Origin of the sequence: Streptomyces sp. AcH 505, from assembly GCF_000818175.1 — a bacterium.
Classification (GTDB): domain Bacteria; phylum Actinomycetota; class Actinomycetes; order Streptomycetales; family Streptomycetaceae; genus Streptomyces.
Genome location: NZ_JTIY01000001.1, coordinates 1631101 through 1648536 on the forward strand (window position 1 = coordinate 1631101; position 17436 = coordinate 1648536).

18 protein-coding genes are annotated in these 17436 nt (G+C 69.9%); 5 read left to right on the top strand and 13 right to left on the bottom strand.

Annotated elements, in window-relative coordinates:
• Together HY68_RS07555 and HY68_RS07560 are read right to left on the bottom strand one after the other, a co-directional pair.
• Nucleotides 1-854, bottom strand: an 854-nt coding sequence (locus tag HY68_RS07555) for a serine/threonine-protein kinase (protein WP_041995379.1), incomplete at its 3' end; no start/stop codon positions are given.
• Between the two features lie 127 nt (nucleotides 855-981).
• On the bottom strand, nucleotides 982-1794 hold the full coding sequence (locus tag HY68_RS07560; RefSeq protein WP_277816776.1) for a menaquinone biosynthesis protein: 813 nt from the start codon (nucleotides 1792-1794) through the stop codon (nucleotides 982-984).
• A gap of 385 nt (nucleotides 1795-2179) precedes the next feature.
• On the opposite strand from HY68_RS07560, the gene HY68_RS07565 reads away from it, so the two are divergent.
• Nucleotides 2180-2383 (top strand): cold-shock protein, encoded by a 204-nt coding sequence (locus HY68_RS07565; RefSeq protein ID WP_017948713.1) that lies wholly within the window; start codon nucleotides 2180-2182, stop codon nucleotides 2381-2383.
• 103 nt (nucleotides 2384-2486) lie between these two features.
• Here HY68_RS07565 and HY68_RS07570 read toward each other — a convergent pair whose 3' ends face one another.
• The 9 genes from HY68_RS07570 to HY68_RS07615 all read right to left on the bottom strand — a co-directional run bounded on the left by HY68_RS07570 (nucleotide 2487) and on the right by HY68_RS07615 (nucleotide 11650).
• Nucleotides 2487-4382, bottom strand: coding sequence for an AMP-dependent synthetase/ligase (locus HY68_RS07570; RefSeq protein ID WP_241778746.1), 1896 nt, complete (start codon nucleotides 4380-4382; stop codon nucleotides 2487-2489).
• A gap of 456 nt (nucleotides 4383-4838) precedes the next feature.
• Entirely contained in the window at nucleotides 4839-5540 is a 702-nt protein-coding gene (locus HY68_RS07575) for a TetR/AcrR family transcriptional regulator (protein WP_078863473.1), read from the bottom strand.
• A 7-nt stretch (nucleotides 5541-5547) separates the two neighbouring features.
• The gene (locus HY68_RS07580) at nucleotides 5548-6345 is read right to left on the bottom strand and encodes an HAD-IIB family hydrolase (protein ID WP_063779622.1); all 798 of its coding nucleotides are present in this window, start codon (nucleotides 6343-6345) and stop codon (nucleotides 5548-5550) included.
• Nucleotides 6346-6463: 118 nt separating this feature from the next.
• On the bottom strand, nucleotides 6464-7837 hold the full coding sequence (locus HY68_RS07585) for a dicarboxylate/amino acid:cation symporter (RefSeq protein WP_041995381.1): 1374 nt from the start codon (nucleotides 7835-7837) through the stop codon (nucleotides 6464-6466).
• A gap of 424 nt (nucleotides 7838-8261) precedes the next feature.
• Nucleotides 8262-8558, bottom strand: coding sequence for a DUF4229 domain-containing protein (locus tag HY68_RS07595; protein WP_107070061.1), 297 nt, complete (start codon nucleotides 8556-8558; stop codon nucleotides 8262-8264).
• Nucleotides 8559-8611: 53 nt separating this feature from the next.
• Complete coding sequence (locus HY68_RS07600; protein WP_041985973.1) at nucleotides 8612-9142, bottom strand: GNAT family N-acetyltransferase; 531 nt, start codon at nucleotides 9140-9142, stop codon at nucleotides 8612-8614.
• Nucleotides 9143-9156: 14 nt separating this feature from the next.
• Nucleotides 9157-10350: an aminofutalosine synthase MqnE gene (gene mqnE / locus HY68_RS07605; protein WP_041985976.1), complete on the bottom strand. Its 1194-nt coding sequence runs from the start codon at nucleotides 10348-10350 to the stop codon at nucleotides 9157-9159.
• A gap of 115 nt (nucleotides 10351-10465) precedes the next feature.
• A complete protein-coding gene (locus tag HY68_RS07610) occupies nucleotides 10466-10921 on the bottom strand; it encodes an Lrp/AsnC family transcriptional regulator (RefSeq protein ID WP_041985979.1) in 456 nt (151 codons plus the stop codon).
• Nucleotides 10922-10996: 75 nt separating this feature from the next.
• Nucleotides 10997-11650 carry a UbiX family flavin prenyltransferase gene (locus tag HY68_RS07615; protein WP_041995383.1) on the bottom strand — a complete coding sequence of 218 codons (654 nt, stop codon included), beginning with the start codon at nucleotides 11648-11650 and terminating at the stop codon, nucleotides 10997-10999.
• Nucleotides 11651-11944: 294 nt separating this feature from the next.
• On the opposite strand from HY68_RS07615, the gene HY68_RS07620 reads away from it, so the two are divergent.
• On the top strand, nucleotides 11945-12490 hold the full coding sequence (locus tag HY68_RS07620; RefSeq protein ID WP_241778747.1) for a rhomboid family intramembrane serine protease: 546 nt from the start codon (nucleotides 11945-11947) through the stop codon (nucleotides 12488-12490).
• Here the strand turns inward: HY68_RS07620 and mqnP are convergent.
• Nucleotides 12480-13382 carry a menaquinone biosynthesis prenyltransferase MqnP gene (gene mqnP, locus HY68_RS07625; RefSeq protein WP_041985983.1) on the bottom strand — a complete coding sequence of 301 codons (903 nt, stop codon included), beginning with the start codon at nucleotides 13380-13382 and terminating at the stop codon, nucleotides 12480-12482. The genes HY68_RS07620 and mqnP overlap by 11 nt on opposite strands.
• On the bottom strand, nucleotides 13379-14830 hold the full coding sequence (locus tag HY68_RS07630; protein ID WP_041985984.1) for a menaquinone biosynthesis decarboxylase: 1452 nt from the start codon (nucleotides 14828-14830) through the stop codon (nucleotides 13379-13381). Before HY68_RS07630 ends, mqnP begins: the two co-directional genes overlap by 4 nt.
• A gap of 97 nt (nucleotides 14831-14927) precedes the next feature.
• Here HY68_RS07630 and HY68_RS07635 point away from each other — a divergent pair, with 97 nt between their 5' ends.
• The 3 genes from HY68_RS07635 to HY68_RS07645 form a co-directional block, all read left to right on the top strand.
• Complete coding sequence (locus HY68_RS07635) at nucleotides 14928-15212, top strand: PLD nuclease N-terminal domain-containing protein (RefSeq protein ID WP_041985985.1); 285 nt, start codon at nucleotides 14928-14930, stop codon at nucleotides 15210-15212.
• Between the two features lie 14 nt (nucleotides 15213-15226).
• Nucleotides 15227-15691 (top strand): nucleoside deaminase, encoded by a 465-nt coding sequence (locus tag HY68_RS07640; protein WP_041995385.1) that lies wholly within the window; start codon nucleotides 15227-15229, stop codon nucleotides 15689-15691.
• Between the two features lie 369 nt (nucleotides 15692-16060).
• Nucleotides 16061-17436: alkaline phosphatase family protein (locus tag HY68_RS07645; protein ID WP_041995387.1), on the top strand; the 1376-nt coding region annotated here is incomplete at its 3' end.

The window sequence follows — 17436 nt, forward strand, 5'->3', positions numbered from 1 at the left end:
CCGGCCGCCACTGCGCCCGCCGCGCCCTGCGGGGCCAGCAGCGCCGCGACCTCCTGGGGCGCCGGGCGGGCCGCCGGGTCCTTGGCGAGGCAGCGTGCGACGGTCTCCCGCAGTCCGGCCAGTTCCTCGCCGGCCAGACCGCTCAGATCCGGCTCCTCGTGGACCACCCGGTACAGCAGCGCCGCCGACGAGTCACCGGGGAACGGGCTCGCGCCCGTCGCCCCGTACGCGAGCACGGCGCCCAGCGAGAACACGTCGGCCGCTCCGGTGACGCCCTTGCCGAGTATCTGCTCGGGCGACATGTAGCCGGGCGAGCCGACGGAGACGCCGGTCGAGGTGAGCGAAGCGGTGCCGTCGGTGGCGCGCGCGATGCCGAAGTCGATCAGCCGGGGGCCGTCGAGGGCGAGCAGGACGTTCGAGGGTTTGACGTCCCGGTGCACCAGGCCCAGCGCGTGGACGGCGGCCAGGGCCTCGGCGAGCCCGGCGCCGAGGGCCCGTACGGTACGGCCCGGCAGCGGCCCGTGACCCTGCACGGCCTGGGTCAGCGAGGGACCTGCGACATAGCCGGTGGCCACCCACGGCACGGCGGCCTCCGGGTCGGCGTCGAGCACCGGCGCCGACCAGCGGTGGCCGCCGGGGCCCGTACCGACCCGGCGCGCGGAGTCCACCTCGCGCCGGAAGCGGGCGCGGAACTCCTCGTCCGTCGCGAAGTGCGGATGGACGACCTTCACCGCGACCGTGCGGCCCCCCTCGGAGCGCGCCAGATAGACGCGCCCCATCCCGCCGGCCCCGAGCCTGCCGAGCAGCCGGTAGGGACCGATGGTCCGTGGCTCGCCCGCATCCAACGGCTGCATGGCCCCCGACCCCCCGGTGTCACCGCGATACTGCGTCCACGCAGCAGCCTAACGGGCTCGTCGTGACACGGAGGGGTTCATTCAGGGTCTGTGCGGAGTCCTGTGCCGGCTCCGGCCGGTGTCCCGCTCAGCCTCCGAGCAGTTCGATGTGCACGTCGGACGGGTAACCCGTCGTCGCTCCCGTCCTGCGGGCGAACTCCCGTACGCCCGCGAGCTGGTCGGCGCCGAAGCGGAAGTCCAGCGTCCGGAAGTACCGCTCCAGCAGCTCCGCGTCGAACGCCTCCCAGCGCGCCGCCTGCTTGGCCACCTGGTCGACCTCCCGCAGGGAGACGTCACGCGAGTTGAGGAACGCCTCGTGCACCTGCCGCGTGACCCTGGGCTCGCGGGCCAGGAAGTCCTTGCGCGCGGCCCACACGGCGAAGACGAACGGCAGTCCCGTCCAGTCCTTCCACATCTGCCCGAGGTCATGGACCTGCAGGCCGAGCCGCGGGGCGTCGTGCAGGGACGCCCGCAGCGCCGCGTCGCCGATCAGCACGGCGGCCTCGGCCTCCTGCATCATCAGGCCCAGGTCCGGCGGGCACCGGTAGTAGTCGGGGGTCACGTGGTGCTGCTCGGCGAGCAGCAGCTGGGCCAGGCGTACGGCCGTACGGGACGTGGAGCCGAGCGCGACCCGGGAGCCGTCGAGCTGGTCGAGCGGCACCTGCGAGACGATCACGCAGGACATCACGGGGCCGTCGCAGCCGACCGCCACATCGGGGAAAGCGACGAGGTCGTCCGCATTGCGGAGGAATTCCACAAGGCTGATCGGCGAGATATCGAGGTCGCCGCGTACGAGCTGGTCGTTGAGCTTCTCAGGGGTGTCCTTCGTCAGCTCCAGATCAAGAAGGGTTCCGGTCCTGGCAAGCCCCCAATAGATGGGCATGCAGTTCAGGAACTGGATATGACCGACACGCGGCCGGTTTCGACTGTGGTCGGCTCCGGCGGTCCCGGCGGCTTCCGGCGCTGCTTGTGACGCCGCTTCTCCTGCTGCGTTTTCTACTGGACTGTCCACATCGTGAGGCTAAACCCGCGACCGGGCGCGGGCAGCCCCGGGGGGCGGTTCGTGAGCACGTCAGGAGCGCGTCAAACCTCCGGGTGACACCTCGCGGAGAGGTGATCTTTCCCTCTACCGCTGTGCGTGGAGTGCGTGCTAGGCTCGCCGCAAGTTGCAGTTTGGTTTCCCTTGCAGTACAGAGCCTGCGGAGCATGTAACCGCAGGCTTTTGTAGTATTCAGACTTCTTTGCAGGTTCTGGAGCAGGGCAACCCTTTGGCCCAAGGAGGGCTTATGGCTACCGGAACCGTCAAGTGGTTCAACGCTGAAAAGGGCTTCGGCTTCATCGCCCAGGACGGCGGCGGCCCGGATGTCTTCGTCCACTACTCCGCGATCAACGCGACCGGCTTCCGCTCCCTTGAGGAGAACCAGGTCGTGAACTTCGACGTCACACAGGGCCCGAAGGGCCCTCAGGCGGAGAACGTCACCCCGGCCTAGGTGCCCGGGTCGGCGATCGCAGATCACTGAGCAGTACCCAAGGGGCCCTGTTTCCTCCACTCGGGTGGGGAAGCGGGGCCCCTGCCTTGTGGCCGCGCCCGTCCTACGGCTCGTAGAGGGCCTTGATGTCCGACGCGAAGTCCGTCTCGATCTGGGCGCGCCTGAGTTTGAGCGAAGGCGTCAGATGCCCGCTCTCCTCGGTGAAGTCGACGGTCAGGATGCGGAAGCGGCGGATCGACTCCGCCCTGGACACCAGCCGGTTGGCCTCCACCACCGCGCGCTGGAGGATGCCGCGCAGTTCGTCGTCGTCGGCCAGCACCTCGCGTGAGATGTTCGGCTTGCGCGTCATCTGGCCCCAGTGGGCGAGCCCTTCGGGCTCCAGCGTGACCAGCGCCGTCACGAAGGGGCGGTTGTCGCCCACCACCAGACACTGACTGATCAGCGGATGCGCGCGCAGCCAGTCCTCCAGCGGGGCGGGCGCCACGGTCTTGCCGCCGAGGGTGATGATGACGTCCTTCTTGCGGCCGGTGATCGTCAGATAGCCGTCGGGGTCCAGCGCGCCCAGGTCACCCGTCGCGAACCAGGACCGTCCGTTCTCGTCCCGCTCCGTCGCGGGCACCGCCTCGCCCAGTTCGGCGTCCCAGTAGCCGGCGAACAGGTTGCCGCCGCTCAGCAGTACTTCGCCGTCGTCGGCGATCCGTACGGCGGTGCCCGGCAGCGGCCAGCCGACGGTGCCCATCCGGGGGTTGCGCGGCGGGGTGACGGTCGCGGCGGCCGTGGTCTCCGTGAGCCCGTAGCCCTCGAAGATCTCGATGCCGACGCCCGCGTAGAACGAGGCGAGCCGGCGGCCGAGCGGGGAGCCGCCGCAGATCGCGTACTTCACCTTGCCGCCGAGCGCAGCGCGGATCCGCCGGTACACCAGCGGGTCGTACAGCGTGCGGGCCGCGCGCAGGGCGGTCGAGGGGCCGGGGCCCGTGCCGTTCTCCGCCGCCTCCAGGTCCTCGCCGTAGCGCCGTGCGATGCGCGCCGCGCGGTCGAAGGACGAGGCGCGGCCCATCCGTTCCGCCGTGGCGCGTGCGGTGTTGTAGACCTTCTCCAGCACGTACGGGATGGCCAGCAGGAAGGTCGGCCGGAAACCGGCCAGGTCGGCCAGCAGGTCGTCGGACTTGATGGACGGCGCGTGGCCGAGCCGTACCCGGGCCCGCAGACAGCCGATCGACACCATCCGCCCGAAGACGTGCGAGAGCGGCAGGAACAGCAGGATCGACGCGGGCTCCTTGCTGACCGTCTTGAAGACGGGGTGCAGCAGCTCGATGGCGTTGTCCACCTCGGCGAAGAAGTTGCCGTGGGTCAGGGCGCAGCCCTTGGGGCGGCCCGTGGTCCCCGAGGTGTAGCCGAGGGTCGCGACGGACGACGGGCTCAGCGCGGCGCGGCGTTCGGTGACGGCCTCGTCCGGCAGGTGCGCGCCGGCCTGGCGCAGGGTCTCGACGGCGCCGGTGTCCAGCTGCCACCAGTGCTTGAGCCGGGCTATCTGCTGGCCCTCCTGGCGGATCAGCCAGGCCTGCTGGCCGTCCTCGACGACGCAGCCCGCGGCTCCGGAGTCCTGGAGGATCCAGCGGGCCTGGAAGGCGGACGCGGTCGGGTAGATGGGTACGGTGACCAGCCCTGCGGCGAGCGCGGCGAAGTCGAGGAGCGTCCACTCGTACGTCGTACGCGCCATGATCGCGAGCCGGTCGCCCGGCTGGAGCCCTTCGGCGATCAGCCCCTTGGCCACGGCGCGCACCTCGTCGGCGAACGCGGCCGACGTGACGTCACGCCACCTGCCGTCGGGGCCTTTCCTGCTGAGGACCGGCTGGTCCGGGGCGGCCTCGGCATTGTCGAAGGGGATGTCGGCGAGCGAACCGCCCGGCGAGAGCGGAACGAGCGCGGGTACGGACACCTCCCGTACCTCCCCGTCCTCGTCCCGCAGCTTCTGGGGCCCTGCCTGGGGTACGGACAGGGCGTCGGCGGACGCGGCGAAGGACACGGGCGGCTCCTCGTGTGGGGGGTGAGGTCGGACGTGGGGGCCATGGGACCGGAACAGCCTGCCCCGGGTCAACTCCCCATGGCCGCGGGGCTCAAAGACGTTCGAGATCACCACAGAAGGCGCACGCGCTTCGCCGTCCGGCGCGGCTTGGGGGCGGGCTGGTGTTGTGGTTGCGGTCTCGCCGTCCGGCGCGGGCTTGGGGGGCGGGTGTTGTGGTTGCGGTCTCGCCGTCCGGCGCGGCTCGGGGGGTGCGGTCTGGGTTGCGCTCTCGCCGTCCGGCGGGGGGTCGAGGGTGCAGGTCTTGGTTGCGGTCTCGCCCTCCGGCGCGGGCTTGGGGGTGCGGGTCCGTTGCGGTCTCGCCGTCCCGCGCGGGTTCCGGGCCCTTCGGAGGGGGGTGTCCGGACTGCTCGTCGCATGCGCTCCAGCGCTTTACGTCCGGACGCCCCCCTCCTGCGGCCCCGGCCCCCTCCCCCCAGCGGTCGGCTGCTGCGACGCCGACCAGCGTTCGCCGTTCAGCAGGCGGCCGAGCCCCGCCCAGGCGAAGTTCATCAGCGTCGACGCCGCCTCTTTCGCCGTCACCTCCGGCGTCTCGTTGGCCCAGGCGGCGAGCGATTCCGCGGCGCCCACGAGCGCTTGGGCGAGCCCGGCGATGTCCCGCTCGCCGAAGTCGTCGGGGCCGTGCGTGTCGCGGGCCGCCTCGCCGAGCAGGCCGGCGACGTACGCGGCCAGTTCGTCCCTGGTCTTCCCGGCCTCGGCGGCGAACGGCTCCCCGTTGGTGCGGGCCTGACGGTGCAGTACGGCCCAGCCCTCGGGATGCTCAGCGGTGTAGCCGAAGAACGCGGTGAGCCCTGCCCAGAGCTGCCGGTCGGCGGGCCAGCCCGGCTCGACGGCCGCCTCCACCGCGCCGAGCAGCGCCCGCGCCTCGCGCCGGATGCAGGCGATGAACAGGTCTTCCTTCGAGTTCAGATACAGGTACACCAGCGGTTTCGAGACCCCGGCCAGCTCGGCTATGCCGTCCATCGAAGCGGCCCGGTACCCGTGCCGCCCGAACGTCACCACGGCGGCGTCCATCATCTGCCGCTCCCGCACGGCCCGCGGCAACCTCTTGCTCCGACCGTCCCCCGCAGCCATGACGCGACTAAGCGGGAAGAGGCGCCATCAGGGCCGGCTCCGGCAATTCTGGATTTACGCCGAGAAGCCAGTCGATACAGTCCGCGGTCTCTTCCCAGCCGGTGACCGAAATGCACGACACACCCATCGCGCGCACCGGGAAGTCATTTCCGCCCTCGTCGAGGCGGTCGCCGACGAAGAGCACGTCCTGGATTTCCAGGCCGAGATGTGCCATCAGCTTCCGCATTCCGTACGACTTGTCGATTCCTTTTCGTGTCACATCGATCGACGTACTGCCGCCGCTGCGCACCTCCAGCTCCGGGAGCCGCGCGGCGGCGTACGCGCGCAGGCTCTCCTTGCGCGAACCGTCCGGGTCCCAGGCGGCTTTCGCGTCGGGCGGCGCCTGCTGGCCGAGGGCCGAGAAGGTGACCTGACTTCCGCGGTCCTCGATCACGTCTCCCCAGGTCTCCGACTCCCACAGCCCCAGGGAGCGGGCACCCTCGGACAGGACGGAGACGGCGAGTTCCGTCTGTTCGGGCTTGAGGTTCTCGGCGTAGATGTCCTGCCAGCCGCCCGATTCCCAGCGGAGGTAGCGCGTTCCGCAGGTGGGCATCAGATGCAGCCGGCCGGCCAGTTCGGGCGTGAGCGGCAGCTCGTCCAGGACCTGGTTCCGGAACTGTTCGTACCGGCCGCCGGAAATGATGCAGACTTCTTTTTCCGCGAGAAGCGCTTCGAGGCACTTGGCTATCCGGGGCGTGATCTTCGTCTTCGAAAGAGCGAGAGTGTCGTCCAGGTCGAAAGCGACGACGCGCGGAGCAAGTCCCACGATTCACCTCATGTGATTCCGTGCATCCGTCCGATGCGGGGCCCCACGATATCGTGCCCCCCGAGCACGGGCTCGGGGGGCACTTGCGGCGCGGGGGCGCCTCGGACGGGCCGTACGGTCAGGCGGCGACCGGGACGCGGTGCCGGTCCTCGGCCACGTTCTCGTCGGGGTTCTCGTCCGGGTTCAGGGACGTCGCCGAGTCGTAGGCGTCGCGGTCGAGGATGTTCTCGCGCGCGGCCACGATCAGCGGGGCGACGATCTGGCCCGCGACGTTCGTCGCGGTCCTCATCATGTCCAGGATCGGGTCGATCGCCAGCAGCAGGCCGACGCCCTCCAGCGGGAGGCCCAGCGTGGAGAGGGTCAGCGTCAGCATGACGGTCGCGCCGGTGAGACCGGCCGTCGCCGCCGAGCCGACGACCGAGACGAACGCGATGAGCAGGTAGTCCTGGATGCCCAGGTGCACGTCGAAGATCTGCGCGATGAAGATCGCGGCGAGCGCCGGGTAGATCGCGGCGCAGCCGTCCATCTTGGTCGTCGCGCCGAACGGCACGGCGAAGGAGGTGTACTCCTTCGGCACGCCCAGGCGCTCGGTGACCTTCTGGGTGACCGGCATCGTGCCGACGGACGAGCGGGAGACGAAGGCCAGCTGGATCGCGGGCCAGGCGCCCTTGTAGAACTGGATCGGGTTGACCTTGGCGACGGTGGCGAGCAGCAGCGGGTAGACGCCGAAGAGCACCAGCGCGCAGCCGACGTAGACGTCGGCGGTGAAGGTCGCGTACTGGCTGATCAGGTCCCAGCCGTAGTCGGCGATGGCGAAGCCGATCAGCCCGATGGTGCCGAGCGGGGCGAGCCGGATGACCCACCACAGGGCCTTCTGGAGCAGTTCGAGCACGGCCTCGCTGATGGTGAGGATCGGCTTGGCCCGCTCGCCGAGCTTGAGCGCGGCGATGCCGGCGATGGCCGCCATGAAGACGATCTGCAGGACGTTCAGCTCGGTGAACGGGGTGACGACGTCGGTCGGCACGATGCCGGTGAGGAAGTCGATCCAGGAGCCCGTGTGCTGCGGGAGCTTGCCGTCCTTCGGGGTGAGCCCCGTGCCCGAGCCCGGGTTGGTGATCAGACCGATCGCGAGGCCGATGGCGACGGCGATCAGTGAGGTGATCATGAACCAGAGCAGGGTACGGGTGGCCAGCCTGGCCGCGTTGTTGACCTTGCGGAGGTTGGTGATCGAGATCAGGATCGCGAAGAACACCAGCGGGCCGACGGCCAGCTTCAGCAGCTGGACGAAGAGGCTGCCGATCTCGTCCAGCGTGGTGTACAGCCAGTGGATGTGCTGGCTGCGGGCGAGCCAGCCGAGCAGCACACCGAGCACGAGGCCGGCGACGATCTGGACCCAGAACGGGACCTTGGGTATGCGGAAGCCGGTGGACCCGGTGGGGGCCGGGGATTCGGCCGGCGCCGGGGATCCGGTGGGCGCGGGATTCGCGGACACGGACACACTCCAGTCGTGGCGCGTCCCGGCAGGGCGGGACACGGTTTTCCGAGGGGGACGGGGTGCGGCGCCCGCGCGCTGCTGAGCGTGGCTGAGCTGTCCGGGAAGGCGCCGCTGCTGATGCCGGGTCAGACGGCGCGGCAACAGACCGCGGACATGCAGCGGCAGAGATCGACATGCAGGCGCGCCACGAGCGGGACGCTCATGTCGTGGCGGAGGCGCACTGCTGTCTTCATGTCGAGGACGTTAACACTCGCGCTTTGAGCTGCTCAAAGCGTTTCTTTGGGGCTGCGGCGGTCCGGCGGGCCGGGAACGGGCCTCTTGATCGCCCAACTCCCCCCGCACACAAGACAACACCCCGGCTCCAGGGGGAACGGCCCCGGAGCCGGGGTGCTGCGCTGATGTGAGGAAGCTTACGCGGCGCTTACTCGGCGACGCCGTCCTCCTGCGTCCTGTTGGCCTCCAGCTTGGCCTTCACGCTCTCCACCCGGCCCGACAGCTGTACGGACATCTCGTCGCGCTGCTTGCGCAGCAGGACGAAGCTCAGGGGGGCCGAGAGGACGAGTGCGAGCAGCAGCACCCAGATGAAGTTGGAGTCCCCGAGGCCCTTGGGCAGCACCCCGACGTGGACCAGAGCGGCCGAGAGGACCAGGCAGCCCATGAAGATGGCGATGCGCATGCCGGTGTAGCGGACGGTGGCGCTTGGCTTCGCTAGGGACACGACGGGCCTTCTCTCATTCTCCGGTTCCTCCTGAACAGTGAAGCACGGCCGGTTCAGCCCCGGTTCAGGGGGAGCAGCATCGTAATGTCGTCCCTGTCGTCACCTGGGGCGACGCGTATCGCGCCGGGCACCCGGCCCATTTCCTTGTAGCCGCAGGACGCGTAGAAGCGGTCGACGCCCGTGCCGCCGCGGCAGGTGAGCCGGATCGCCTCGATGCCGTCGAACCCGCTCGCCGCGTCCGCGGCGGCGGCCATCAGCTCGCGGCCGTACCCCTTGCCCTGATGGTCCGGGTGCACCATCACGGTGTAGAGCCATATCCAGTGCCGCATCAGCCGGTGCGTGTTGTACGTGAGGAAGACGGCGGCGGCGACGGCGCCCTCCTCGTCGAACCCGACGAGGAGGCGGGCGCGGCCCTCCGCCATCGCCACGAAGTGCCTGACCAGCTCGGGCCGGACGTCCTCGGTGGTGACCGGCGGTACGAAGCCGACGGCCCCGCCGGCGTTCGAGACGTCGGCCCACAGGTCCAGCAGGCCGTCCCTGAGGTGGGCGTCGACCCCGGGGTCGAGACGGAAGGTGAGCGCCACTGCCGTACCGGTCCTCACACCCGCATGGGCTGCGGGGACTCGCGCCGGTCCGGGTCGGGGCCGGGGAACTCGCGCACGGTCTCGTAGCGGGTGTTCCGCTCGACCGGGCGGAAGCCGGCGTCCCTGATCAGCTCCAGCAGATCCTCGCGGCCCAGCTTGTTCGGCGTGCCGAAGTTGTCCGCGTCGTGCGTGATCTTGTACTCGACGACCGAGCCGTCCATGTCGTCCGCGCCGTGCTGGAGGGCGAGCTGCGCCGTCTGCACGCCGTGCATGGGCCAGAACACCTTGACGTGCGGGACGTTGTCGAAGAGCAGCCGGGAGACGGCGAAGGTCTTCAGCGCCTCGGCGCCGGTCGCCATCGTCGTCCGCACCTGGAGCTTGTTGCGGACCTTGCCGTCCTTCATGTCCACGAAGTCGTGCTGGTAGCGCAGGGGGATGAAGACCTGGAAGCCGTTGGTCTCGTCCTGCATCTCGCGCAGCCGCAGGACGTGGTCCACCCGGTGCCGGGGCTCCTCGATGTGCCCGTACAGCATCGTCGCCGGGGTCTTGAGACCCTTCTCGTGGGCGAGGCGGTGGATACGCGACCAGTCTTCCCAGTGGGTGTTGTGGTCGACGATGTGCTGCCTGACCTCCCAGTCGAAGATCTCGGCGCCGCCGCCGGTCAGCGATTCAAGGCCGGCCTCGATCAGCTCGTCCAGGATCTCGCTCGCCGTCAGCCCCGAGATGGTCTCGAAGTGGTGGATCTCGGTGGCGGTGAACGCCTTGAGCGAGACCTCGGGGAGCGCTTCCTTGAGGGCCTTGAGCGAGCGCGGGTAGTACCGCCACGGCAGCGTGGGGTGCAGGCCGTTGACGATGTGCAGCTCGGTCAGGTTCTCGCCCTGCATCGCCTTGGCGAGCCGGACGGCCTCCTCGATGCGCATCGTGTACGCGTCCTTCTCGCCCGGCTTGCGCTGGAACGAGCAGTACGCGCAGGACGCGGTGCACACGTTCGTCATGTTCAGGTGGCGGTTGACGTTGAAGTGCACCACGTCACCGTTCTTACGGGTCCGCACCTCGTGGGCGAGGCCGCCGAGCCAGGCCAGGTCGTCGGTCTCGTACAGGGCGACGCCGTCCTCACGGGACAGCCGCTCCCCGGCGTGGACCTTCTCCTCCAGCTCGCGCTTGAAGCCCACATCCTGGATCGATGCAGTCATCCCGCCGCCTCCCATACGTCTACCAATCGGGCCGATACGTCTACCAATCGGGCCAGTCGAGCCTACGCCCCCGCGCCGACATGACCGCAGCGGCCCTCCGTGCCGGGCCGCGCGCGCCGTCTCGCGGCGGTCACACCTCTTCGGGCAGCTCGCCGACCCTGTTCTCCCACTTCGTGGAGAGAACGATGGTGGTGCGGGTCCGGGAGACGCCCTTGGTCTTGCTGAGCCGGCCGATGGTCTTCTCCAGACCGTCCACGTTGTCGGCGCGCACCTTGAGCATGTACGAGTCGTCGCCCGCGATGAACCAGCAGTCCTCGATCTCGCCGAGGTCGCGCATCCGGCGCGCCACGTCCTCGTGGTCGGCGGCGTCGGAGAGCGAGATCCCGATCAGCGCGGTGACGCCGAGACCGAGGGAGGCCGAGTCGACCGTGGCGCGGTAGCCGGTGATGACGCCCGCGGTCTCCAGGCGGTTGATGCGGTCGGTGACGCTGGGCCCGGAGAGGCCGACGAGCCGGCCCAGCTCCGCGTACGAGGCTCTGCCGTTCTCTCTGAGGGCCTGGATGAGCTGCCTGTCCACGGCGTCCATATACCTGAAGCCTTCCATTATTCAGCGATCGCGCAAGATTACACTCAGAAACAAAGGACAGAATCGGGCCGCGCCTCAGTCTCCGCGAGATCCGCCGAGGTCTCCGTCACGAGATCCGCCGAGGTCCCCCGTCCACCTGCGGTACAGCCCGTGCGGCACGCCCGCCGCGTCCAGCACCCGGCCCGCCACGAAGTCCACCAGGTCCTGGATGTGCGTCGCCCCCGCGTAGAAGCCGGGGGACGCCGGCAGCACCACGGCGCCCGCCTCGTCCAGCGCGACCAGCTGCTTCAGCGTCTGCCCGCCGAGCGGGGTCTCCCTGACGGCGACCACCAGCCGCCTGCGCTCCTTCAGCGTCACACTCGCCGCGCGCTGCAACAGGTCCTTCGACAGGCCCAGCGCCACCCCCGCGACGGAGGCGGTGGAGGCGGGCACGATCAGCATCCCCTTGGCCGGGTACGACCCGGAGGACGGGCCCGCCGCCAGATCGCCGGCACTCCAGTGGCGCACACCGGACAGGTCGGGCGCGAACGTACCGGGCTTGCCGTCGGCGCCGCGCGCCAGCCAGGCCGCCAGGTCCTCGCGCCAGTGCGCGTCCCGGAAGGCGATGCCCGTCTCGTCCAGCAGCGTCAGCCGGGAGGCCCGGCTGACCACGAGGTCGACGCTCTCCCCCGCGTCCAGCAGACCGCGCAGCACGGCGGCGGCGTACGGGGTGCCCGAGGCGCCGGACACGCCGACGACCCAGGGCCGCCGGGGGCCTTCCCGGCCGGGCCTGCCGTGCTGGTCCTGCTGGTTCGCGGGCTGTCCGGGCTTCACCCGACCGAGCCTATCCGGCCGCCGGTGGCGGGAACCCGCGCAGGGCTGGAACCGCGGACGGTGCCCCGCGCGTTGCAGAGACGGCAGGGCCGGGGATGTGTCCCGGCCCGCTCAGGACCGCAGGGGGCTGCGATGCCGTATCCGAACCTCGACACCACCTCACCGCGCAGGCCGGGCAGGACCGGCCGGGTGAAGGCCGCGGGCGCCGTGATGGCCGCCTGGGTCGCGCTGCTCTGGGTGCTGGAGATCGTGGACGCCACGACGGGCGGCTCCCTGGACACCTTCGGGCTGAGCCCGCGCAGCGCGGGTGAGCTGCGTGACGTGATCCCGATGGCCTTCCTGCACCACGGCTTCGAGCACCTCGCGTCGAACACCGTCCCGCTGCTGGTCCTCGGCTTCCTCGCGGCCCTCGGCGGGCTGCGCCGGTTCGCCGCGGTCGTCCTGACGATCATGGTGGTCGGCGGCCTCGGGGTCTGGCTCACCGCGGCCGACCACACCAACACCGTCGGCGCTTCCGGGGTGATCTTCGGCCTGCTGGGTTTCCTGCTGATACGCGGCTTCGTCGACCGCAGCGCGGTCGACATCGTGATCGGTCTTGTGGTGCTGGTGGTCTACGGCTCGGTGCTGTGGGGCGTGCTGCCCGGTGACCCGTCGATCAGCTGGCAGGGCCATCTGTTCGGGCTGCTGGGCGGCGTGCTCGCGGCGTTCCTGTTCCGCAAGGAACGCCGCCCGCAGGCTCCCCTGTTCACACCGTGAGGCCGCGCACCAGCAGGTCGAGCAGCGCGAAGAAGAACAGGCTTATCCCGACGAAGCCGTTGACCGAGAAGAACGCCCTGTTCAGCCGGGACAGGTCGTGCGGCTTCACGATGGTGTGCTCGTAGAGGAACGCCCCGGCGACCACCACGAGACCGACCCAGAAGAACGCCCCGGCGTGGGTCGCCAGGCCGTACCAGACCAGCAGCACGGTCGTGACGACGTGCGCCGCGCGCGCCCCGTACAGCGCCGCCGGGATCCCGAAGCGCGCCGGTACGGACTTCACGCCGTGCGCACGGTCCGCCTGCACGTCCTGGCAGCCGAAGATCAGGTCGAAGCCACCGATCCAGATCCCGACAGCGAGACCGAGAATCACCGCGTCCCAGGACCACTCGCCGGTCACCGCGATCCAGGCGCCGACCGGGCCCATGGCCTGCGCGATCCCCAGGATGGCGTGCGGGAAGTTGGTGAACCGCTTGCCGTACGGATAGACCACCATCGGGACGACGGCGACCGGCGCGAGCGCCAGGCACAGCGGGTTGAGCAGCGCGGCGGCGCCCAGGAACACGACCACCGCGATCCCGGCCCCGGTCCACGCGGACCGTACGGACACCGCGCCTGTGACGATCTCCCGGCTCGCGGTACGCGGGTTACGGGCGTCGATCTCCCGGTCGATGATCCGGTTGCAGGCCATCGCGAACGTACGCAGACCGACCATCGCCACCGTGACGAGGAGCAGCCGGACCCAGTGGATGTTGCCGTCGAGCTGGAACATCGCGGTCAGTGCCGCGATGTAGGCGAACGGCAGGGCGAAGACCGAGTGCTCGATCATCACCAGCCGCAGGAACGCCTTGGTGTGGCTCGGCTGCCGCATGGGCGCCGCAGCGCTGGTCACAGGCCGTACTCCTTCCAACGGCGGTCGACCGTCGCCGCCGTCCGGGGATCGGACTCGACCATATGCGGCCAGCCGCCGTCCCGCGTGTACCCCTCCTCGGGGAGCTTCCTCGTCGCGTCGATACCCGCCTTGCCGCCCCAGAACTGCTGGTAGGAGGCATGGTCGAGATGGTCGACCGGGCCTTCCACGACGGTGAGGTCGCGGGCGTAGTCGGTGTTGCCCAGCGCCCGCCAGGCCACTTCGTGCAGATCGTGGACGTCGCAGTCGGCGTCCACGATCACGATCAGCTTCGTCAGCGACATCATGTGGGCACCCCAGACGGCGTGCATCACCTTCTGCGCGTGCTTCGGGTACTTCTTGTCGATCGACAGGATCGCGCAGTTGTGGAAACCGCCCGCCTCCGGCAGGTGGTAGTCCACGATGTCCGGCACGATGATCTTCAGCAGCGGCAGGAAGAACCGCTCCGTCGCCCGGCCCAGCGGCCCGTCCTCGGTGGGCGGCCTGCCGACCACGATCGACTGGAGCAGCGGCCGCTTGCGCATCGTCACACAGTCGATGGTGAGCGCGGGGAACTCCTCCTGCGGCGTGTAGAAGCCCGTGTGGTCGCCGAACGGGCCCTCCGGCAGCGTCTTGCCGGGCTCCAGCCAGCCCTCGACGACGACCTCCGCCTGCGCCGGCACCTGGAGCGGCACGGTCTTGCAGTCGACCATCTCGATCCGCCTGCCCTGCACGAACCCGGCGAAGAGGTACTCGTCGATGTCGCCGGGGAGCGGCGCCGTCGCCGCGTACGTCACGGACGGCGGGCAGCCGAAGGCGATGGCGACCGGCAGCCGCTCACCGCGCCTGGCGGCGACCTGGTAGTGGTTGCGGCTGTCCTTGTGGATCTGCCAGTGCATACCGATGGTGCGCCGGTCGTGGCGCTGGAGGCGGTAGAGCCCGAGGTTGCGGATGCCCGTCTCGGGGTCCTTGGTGTGCGTCAGACCGAGGTTGAAGAACGAGCCGCCGTCCTCGGGCCAGGTGAACAGCGCGGGCAGCTGGTCCAGGTCCACGTCGTCACCTGTCAGGACGACTTCCTGGACGGGCGCCTCCTTCACCTTCTTGGGTGGTACGTGCGCCATCGTGCCGAGCTTGCCGAACGCCTCGCGCACCCCCACGAAGCCGTGCGGCAGCTCGGGCTTGAGCAGCCCGCCGATCTTGTCGCTGATGTCGGCGTACGACTTCAGGCCGAGCGCCTTGAGGAGGCGGCGGTCCGTCCCGTACACGTTCATGGCCAGCGGCATCGACGAGCCCTTGACGTTCTCGAAGAGCAGCGCCGGCCCGCCGGCCTTGTTGACGCGGTCGGTGATCTCCCCGATCTCCAGATACGGGTCGACCTCGGCCTTCACGCGCTTGAGGTCGCCTTCGCGCTCCAGCGCCCTGAGCAGCGAGCGAAGATCGTCATAAGCCATGAGGTCAAGTATCGGTCACTCGCTACGCTGGTCCCGTCACGGGGCCGCGATCCGGTCCCGACCGCCACGCGCGGACCACGCGCAGAGGGGACCCGCCATGCTTCGGGTGCTGATGATTCTGGTGCCGCTGGGCCTCAGCATCTATGCCTTCATCGACTGTCTCACCAGTGACGAGAAGGAGATCCGCCATCTGCCCAAGCCCGTCTGGGCGATTCTCGTGCTGCTGTTCCCACTGGTCGGGTCCATTGCCTGGCTGGTCGTGGGGCGGGACAGGCGGGCGCCGCGCGCGGGGCGTGGCGGCGGCTGGGTCGCGCCGGACGACAACCCGGAGTTCCTGCGGTCCCTCAAGGACCGCGACGACGACACCCCGCCGAAGCAGTGACGCCGGACGGGGCCTTGGCCGGGCCGTTGGACGCGGCACAGGCCCGGGAGTGGCTGGCGACCGCTGTCGCCGAGGCGCGGGCCGGGCTCGCCGAGGGCGGCATCCCCATCGGCGCGGCGCTGTACGGCCCCGAAGGGGCGCTGCTGGGCCGGGGCCACAACCGCAGGGTCCAGGACGGCGACCCCTCGCTGCACGCAGAGACGGCGGCCTTCCGCGCCGCGGGCCGGCAGCGTTCGTACCGCGGCACGACGATGGTGACGACACTCTCACCGTGCTGGTACTGCAGCGGTCTGGTGCGGCAGTTCGGCATCTCGCGGGTGGTGATCGGCGAGGCGCGGACGTTCCACGGCGGGCACGACTGGCTCGCCGAGCACGGTGTGCGGATCGAGCTGGTGGACGACGCGGAGTGCGCGTCGATGATGCGTTCGTTCATCGAGGAGCGCCCCGAACTCTGGTACGAGGACATCGGCCGCGACTGAGCGCCACATCTGACCGTTCGCCACACTCCAGGTGAATGCCCGGTGGCGGGCGGTGACGTACCCGCGCCGCGCGCCCGGCGCCGGTACGCCCCGGCGTCGCTGTCCGCTCGCCTCGAAAGTCAGCTGACGGCCGGTCGGTCCGGTCGGGCGACACCTGCCCGGACCAGGCAGCACGCACCGTACGGGCCGTTACGGCGAGCCCCGGCGCGCCATTGGTCGCACCACTGGCACACTTTGCGATCAATTGGCGCCTTTGCGATGCCTTGATATGCCGTTCACGCAATCCCCCTCTTCCTCGGGTCCCGCGCCCCGGGAGAGTCGTCTGCGGTCGACCAACCCCCATGCGTCTCAAGGGAAGTGGGAATACCCATGCCCGAAATGACCCGTCGCAGACTTCTCGGTTCGACGGCCGGTGTGCTCGGTGGCGCCGCCGGTCTGAGTCTGCTTCCCCCCAGCATCCAGAAGGCCGTGGCAGCGGGCCCCGCGCGCGGCGGCTCGATCGACGACATCGAGCATGTCGTCCTGCTGATGCAGGAGAACCGCTCCTTCGACCACTACTTCGGCACGCTCAAGGGAGTGCGCGGCTTCGCCGACCCGCACGCGCGCAAGCTCTCCACCGGCAAGTCCGTGTTCTACCAGCCGGACACGGTCAACCCGCAGGGCTACACGCTGCCGTTCCACCTGGACACGCACACCACGAGCGCCCAGGCCATCCCGTCCACCAGCCACGCGTGGGCCGTGCAGCACCAGGCGTGGAACAACGGCGCGATGGACCAGTGGCTGCCCGCGCACCGCAAGGCGGACGGCGCCAACGGCCCGTACGTGATGGGCTACTACACGCGTGACGACATCCCCTTCCAGTTCGCGCTGGCCGAGGCGTTCACGATCTGCGACAACTACTTCTGCTCGGTGATGGGCCCGACCTGGCCGAACCGGCTCTACTGGATGACCGCGAGCATCGACCCGTCAGGCACCAAGGGCGGCCCGGTCATCTCGAACTCCGCGCCCAAGCCGTACAGTTGGACGACGTACGCCGAGCGCCTGCAGGCGGCGGGGGTCGACTGGAAGGTGTACCAGCAGACCGACAACTACGGCACGAACATGCTGTCGGAGTTCCAGCAGTTCCAGGACGCCAAGCCGGGCGATCCGCTGTACGACCGGGCGATGGTCGCGCAGCCCGAGGGCACCTTCGAGGACGACGCGCGCAACGACCGGCTGCCGACCGTGTCATGGATCCTGCCGACGGCGGCGCAGTCGGAGCACCCCAACTACCTGCCCGCGGCGGGCGCGGACTTCGTGGCGTCGAAGATCGAGGCCATCGCGTCCAACCCGGCGGTGTGGCGCAAGACGGCGTTCATCCTCAACTACGACGAGAACGACGGCCTCTTCGACCATGTCGTGCCGCCGACCCCGAAGGCGGGGACGGTGGACGAGTTCGTCCAGGGCCTGCCCATCGGCGGCGGGTTCCGGGTGCCGTGTCTGGCGATCTCCCCGTGGACGGTGGGCGGGTGGGCCGCGGGTGAGGCGTTCGACCACACGTCGGTCCTGCAGTTCCTGGAGAGGTTCACCGGGGTCGAGGAGCCGAACATCACCGAGTGGCGCCGCCGTACCTTCGGCGACCTGACCTCGGCGTTCGGCTTCAGGTCCGCGGCACACCGGCCGCCGGCGCTGCCGACGGACACGGCCGAGCAGCTGGCGGAGGCCAAGGAAGAGGTCGCGACGCTGCCGAAGCCGACGCTGCCGGG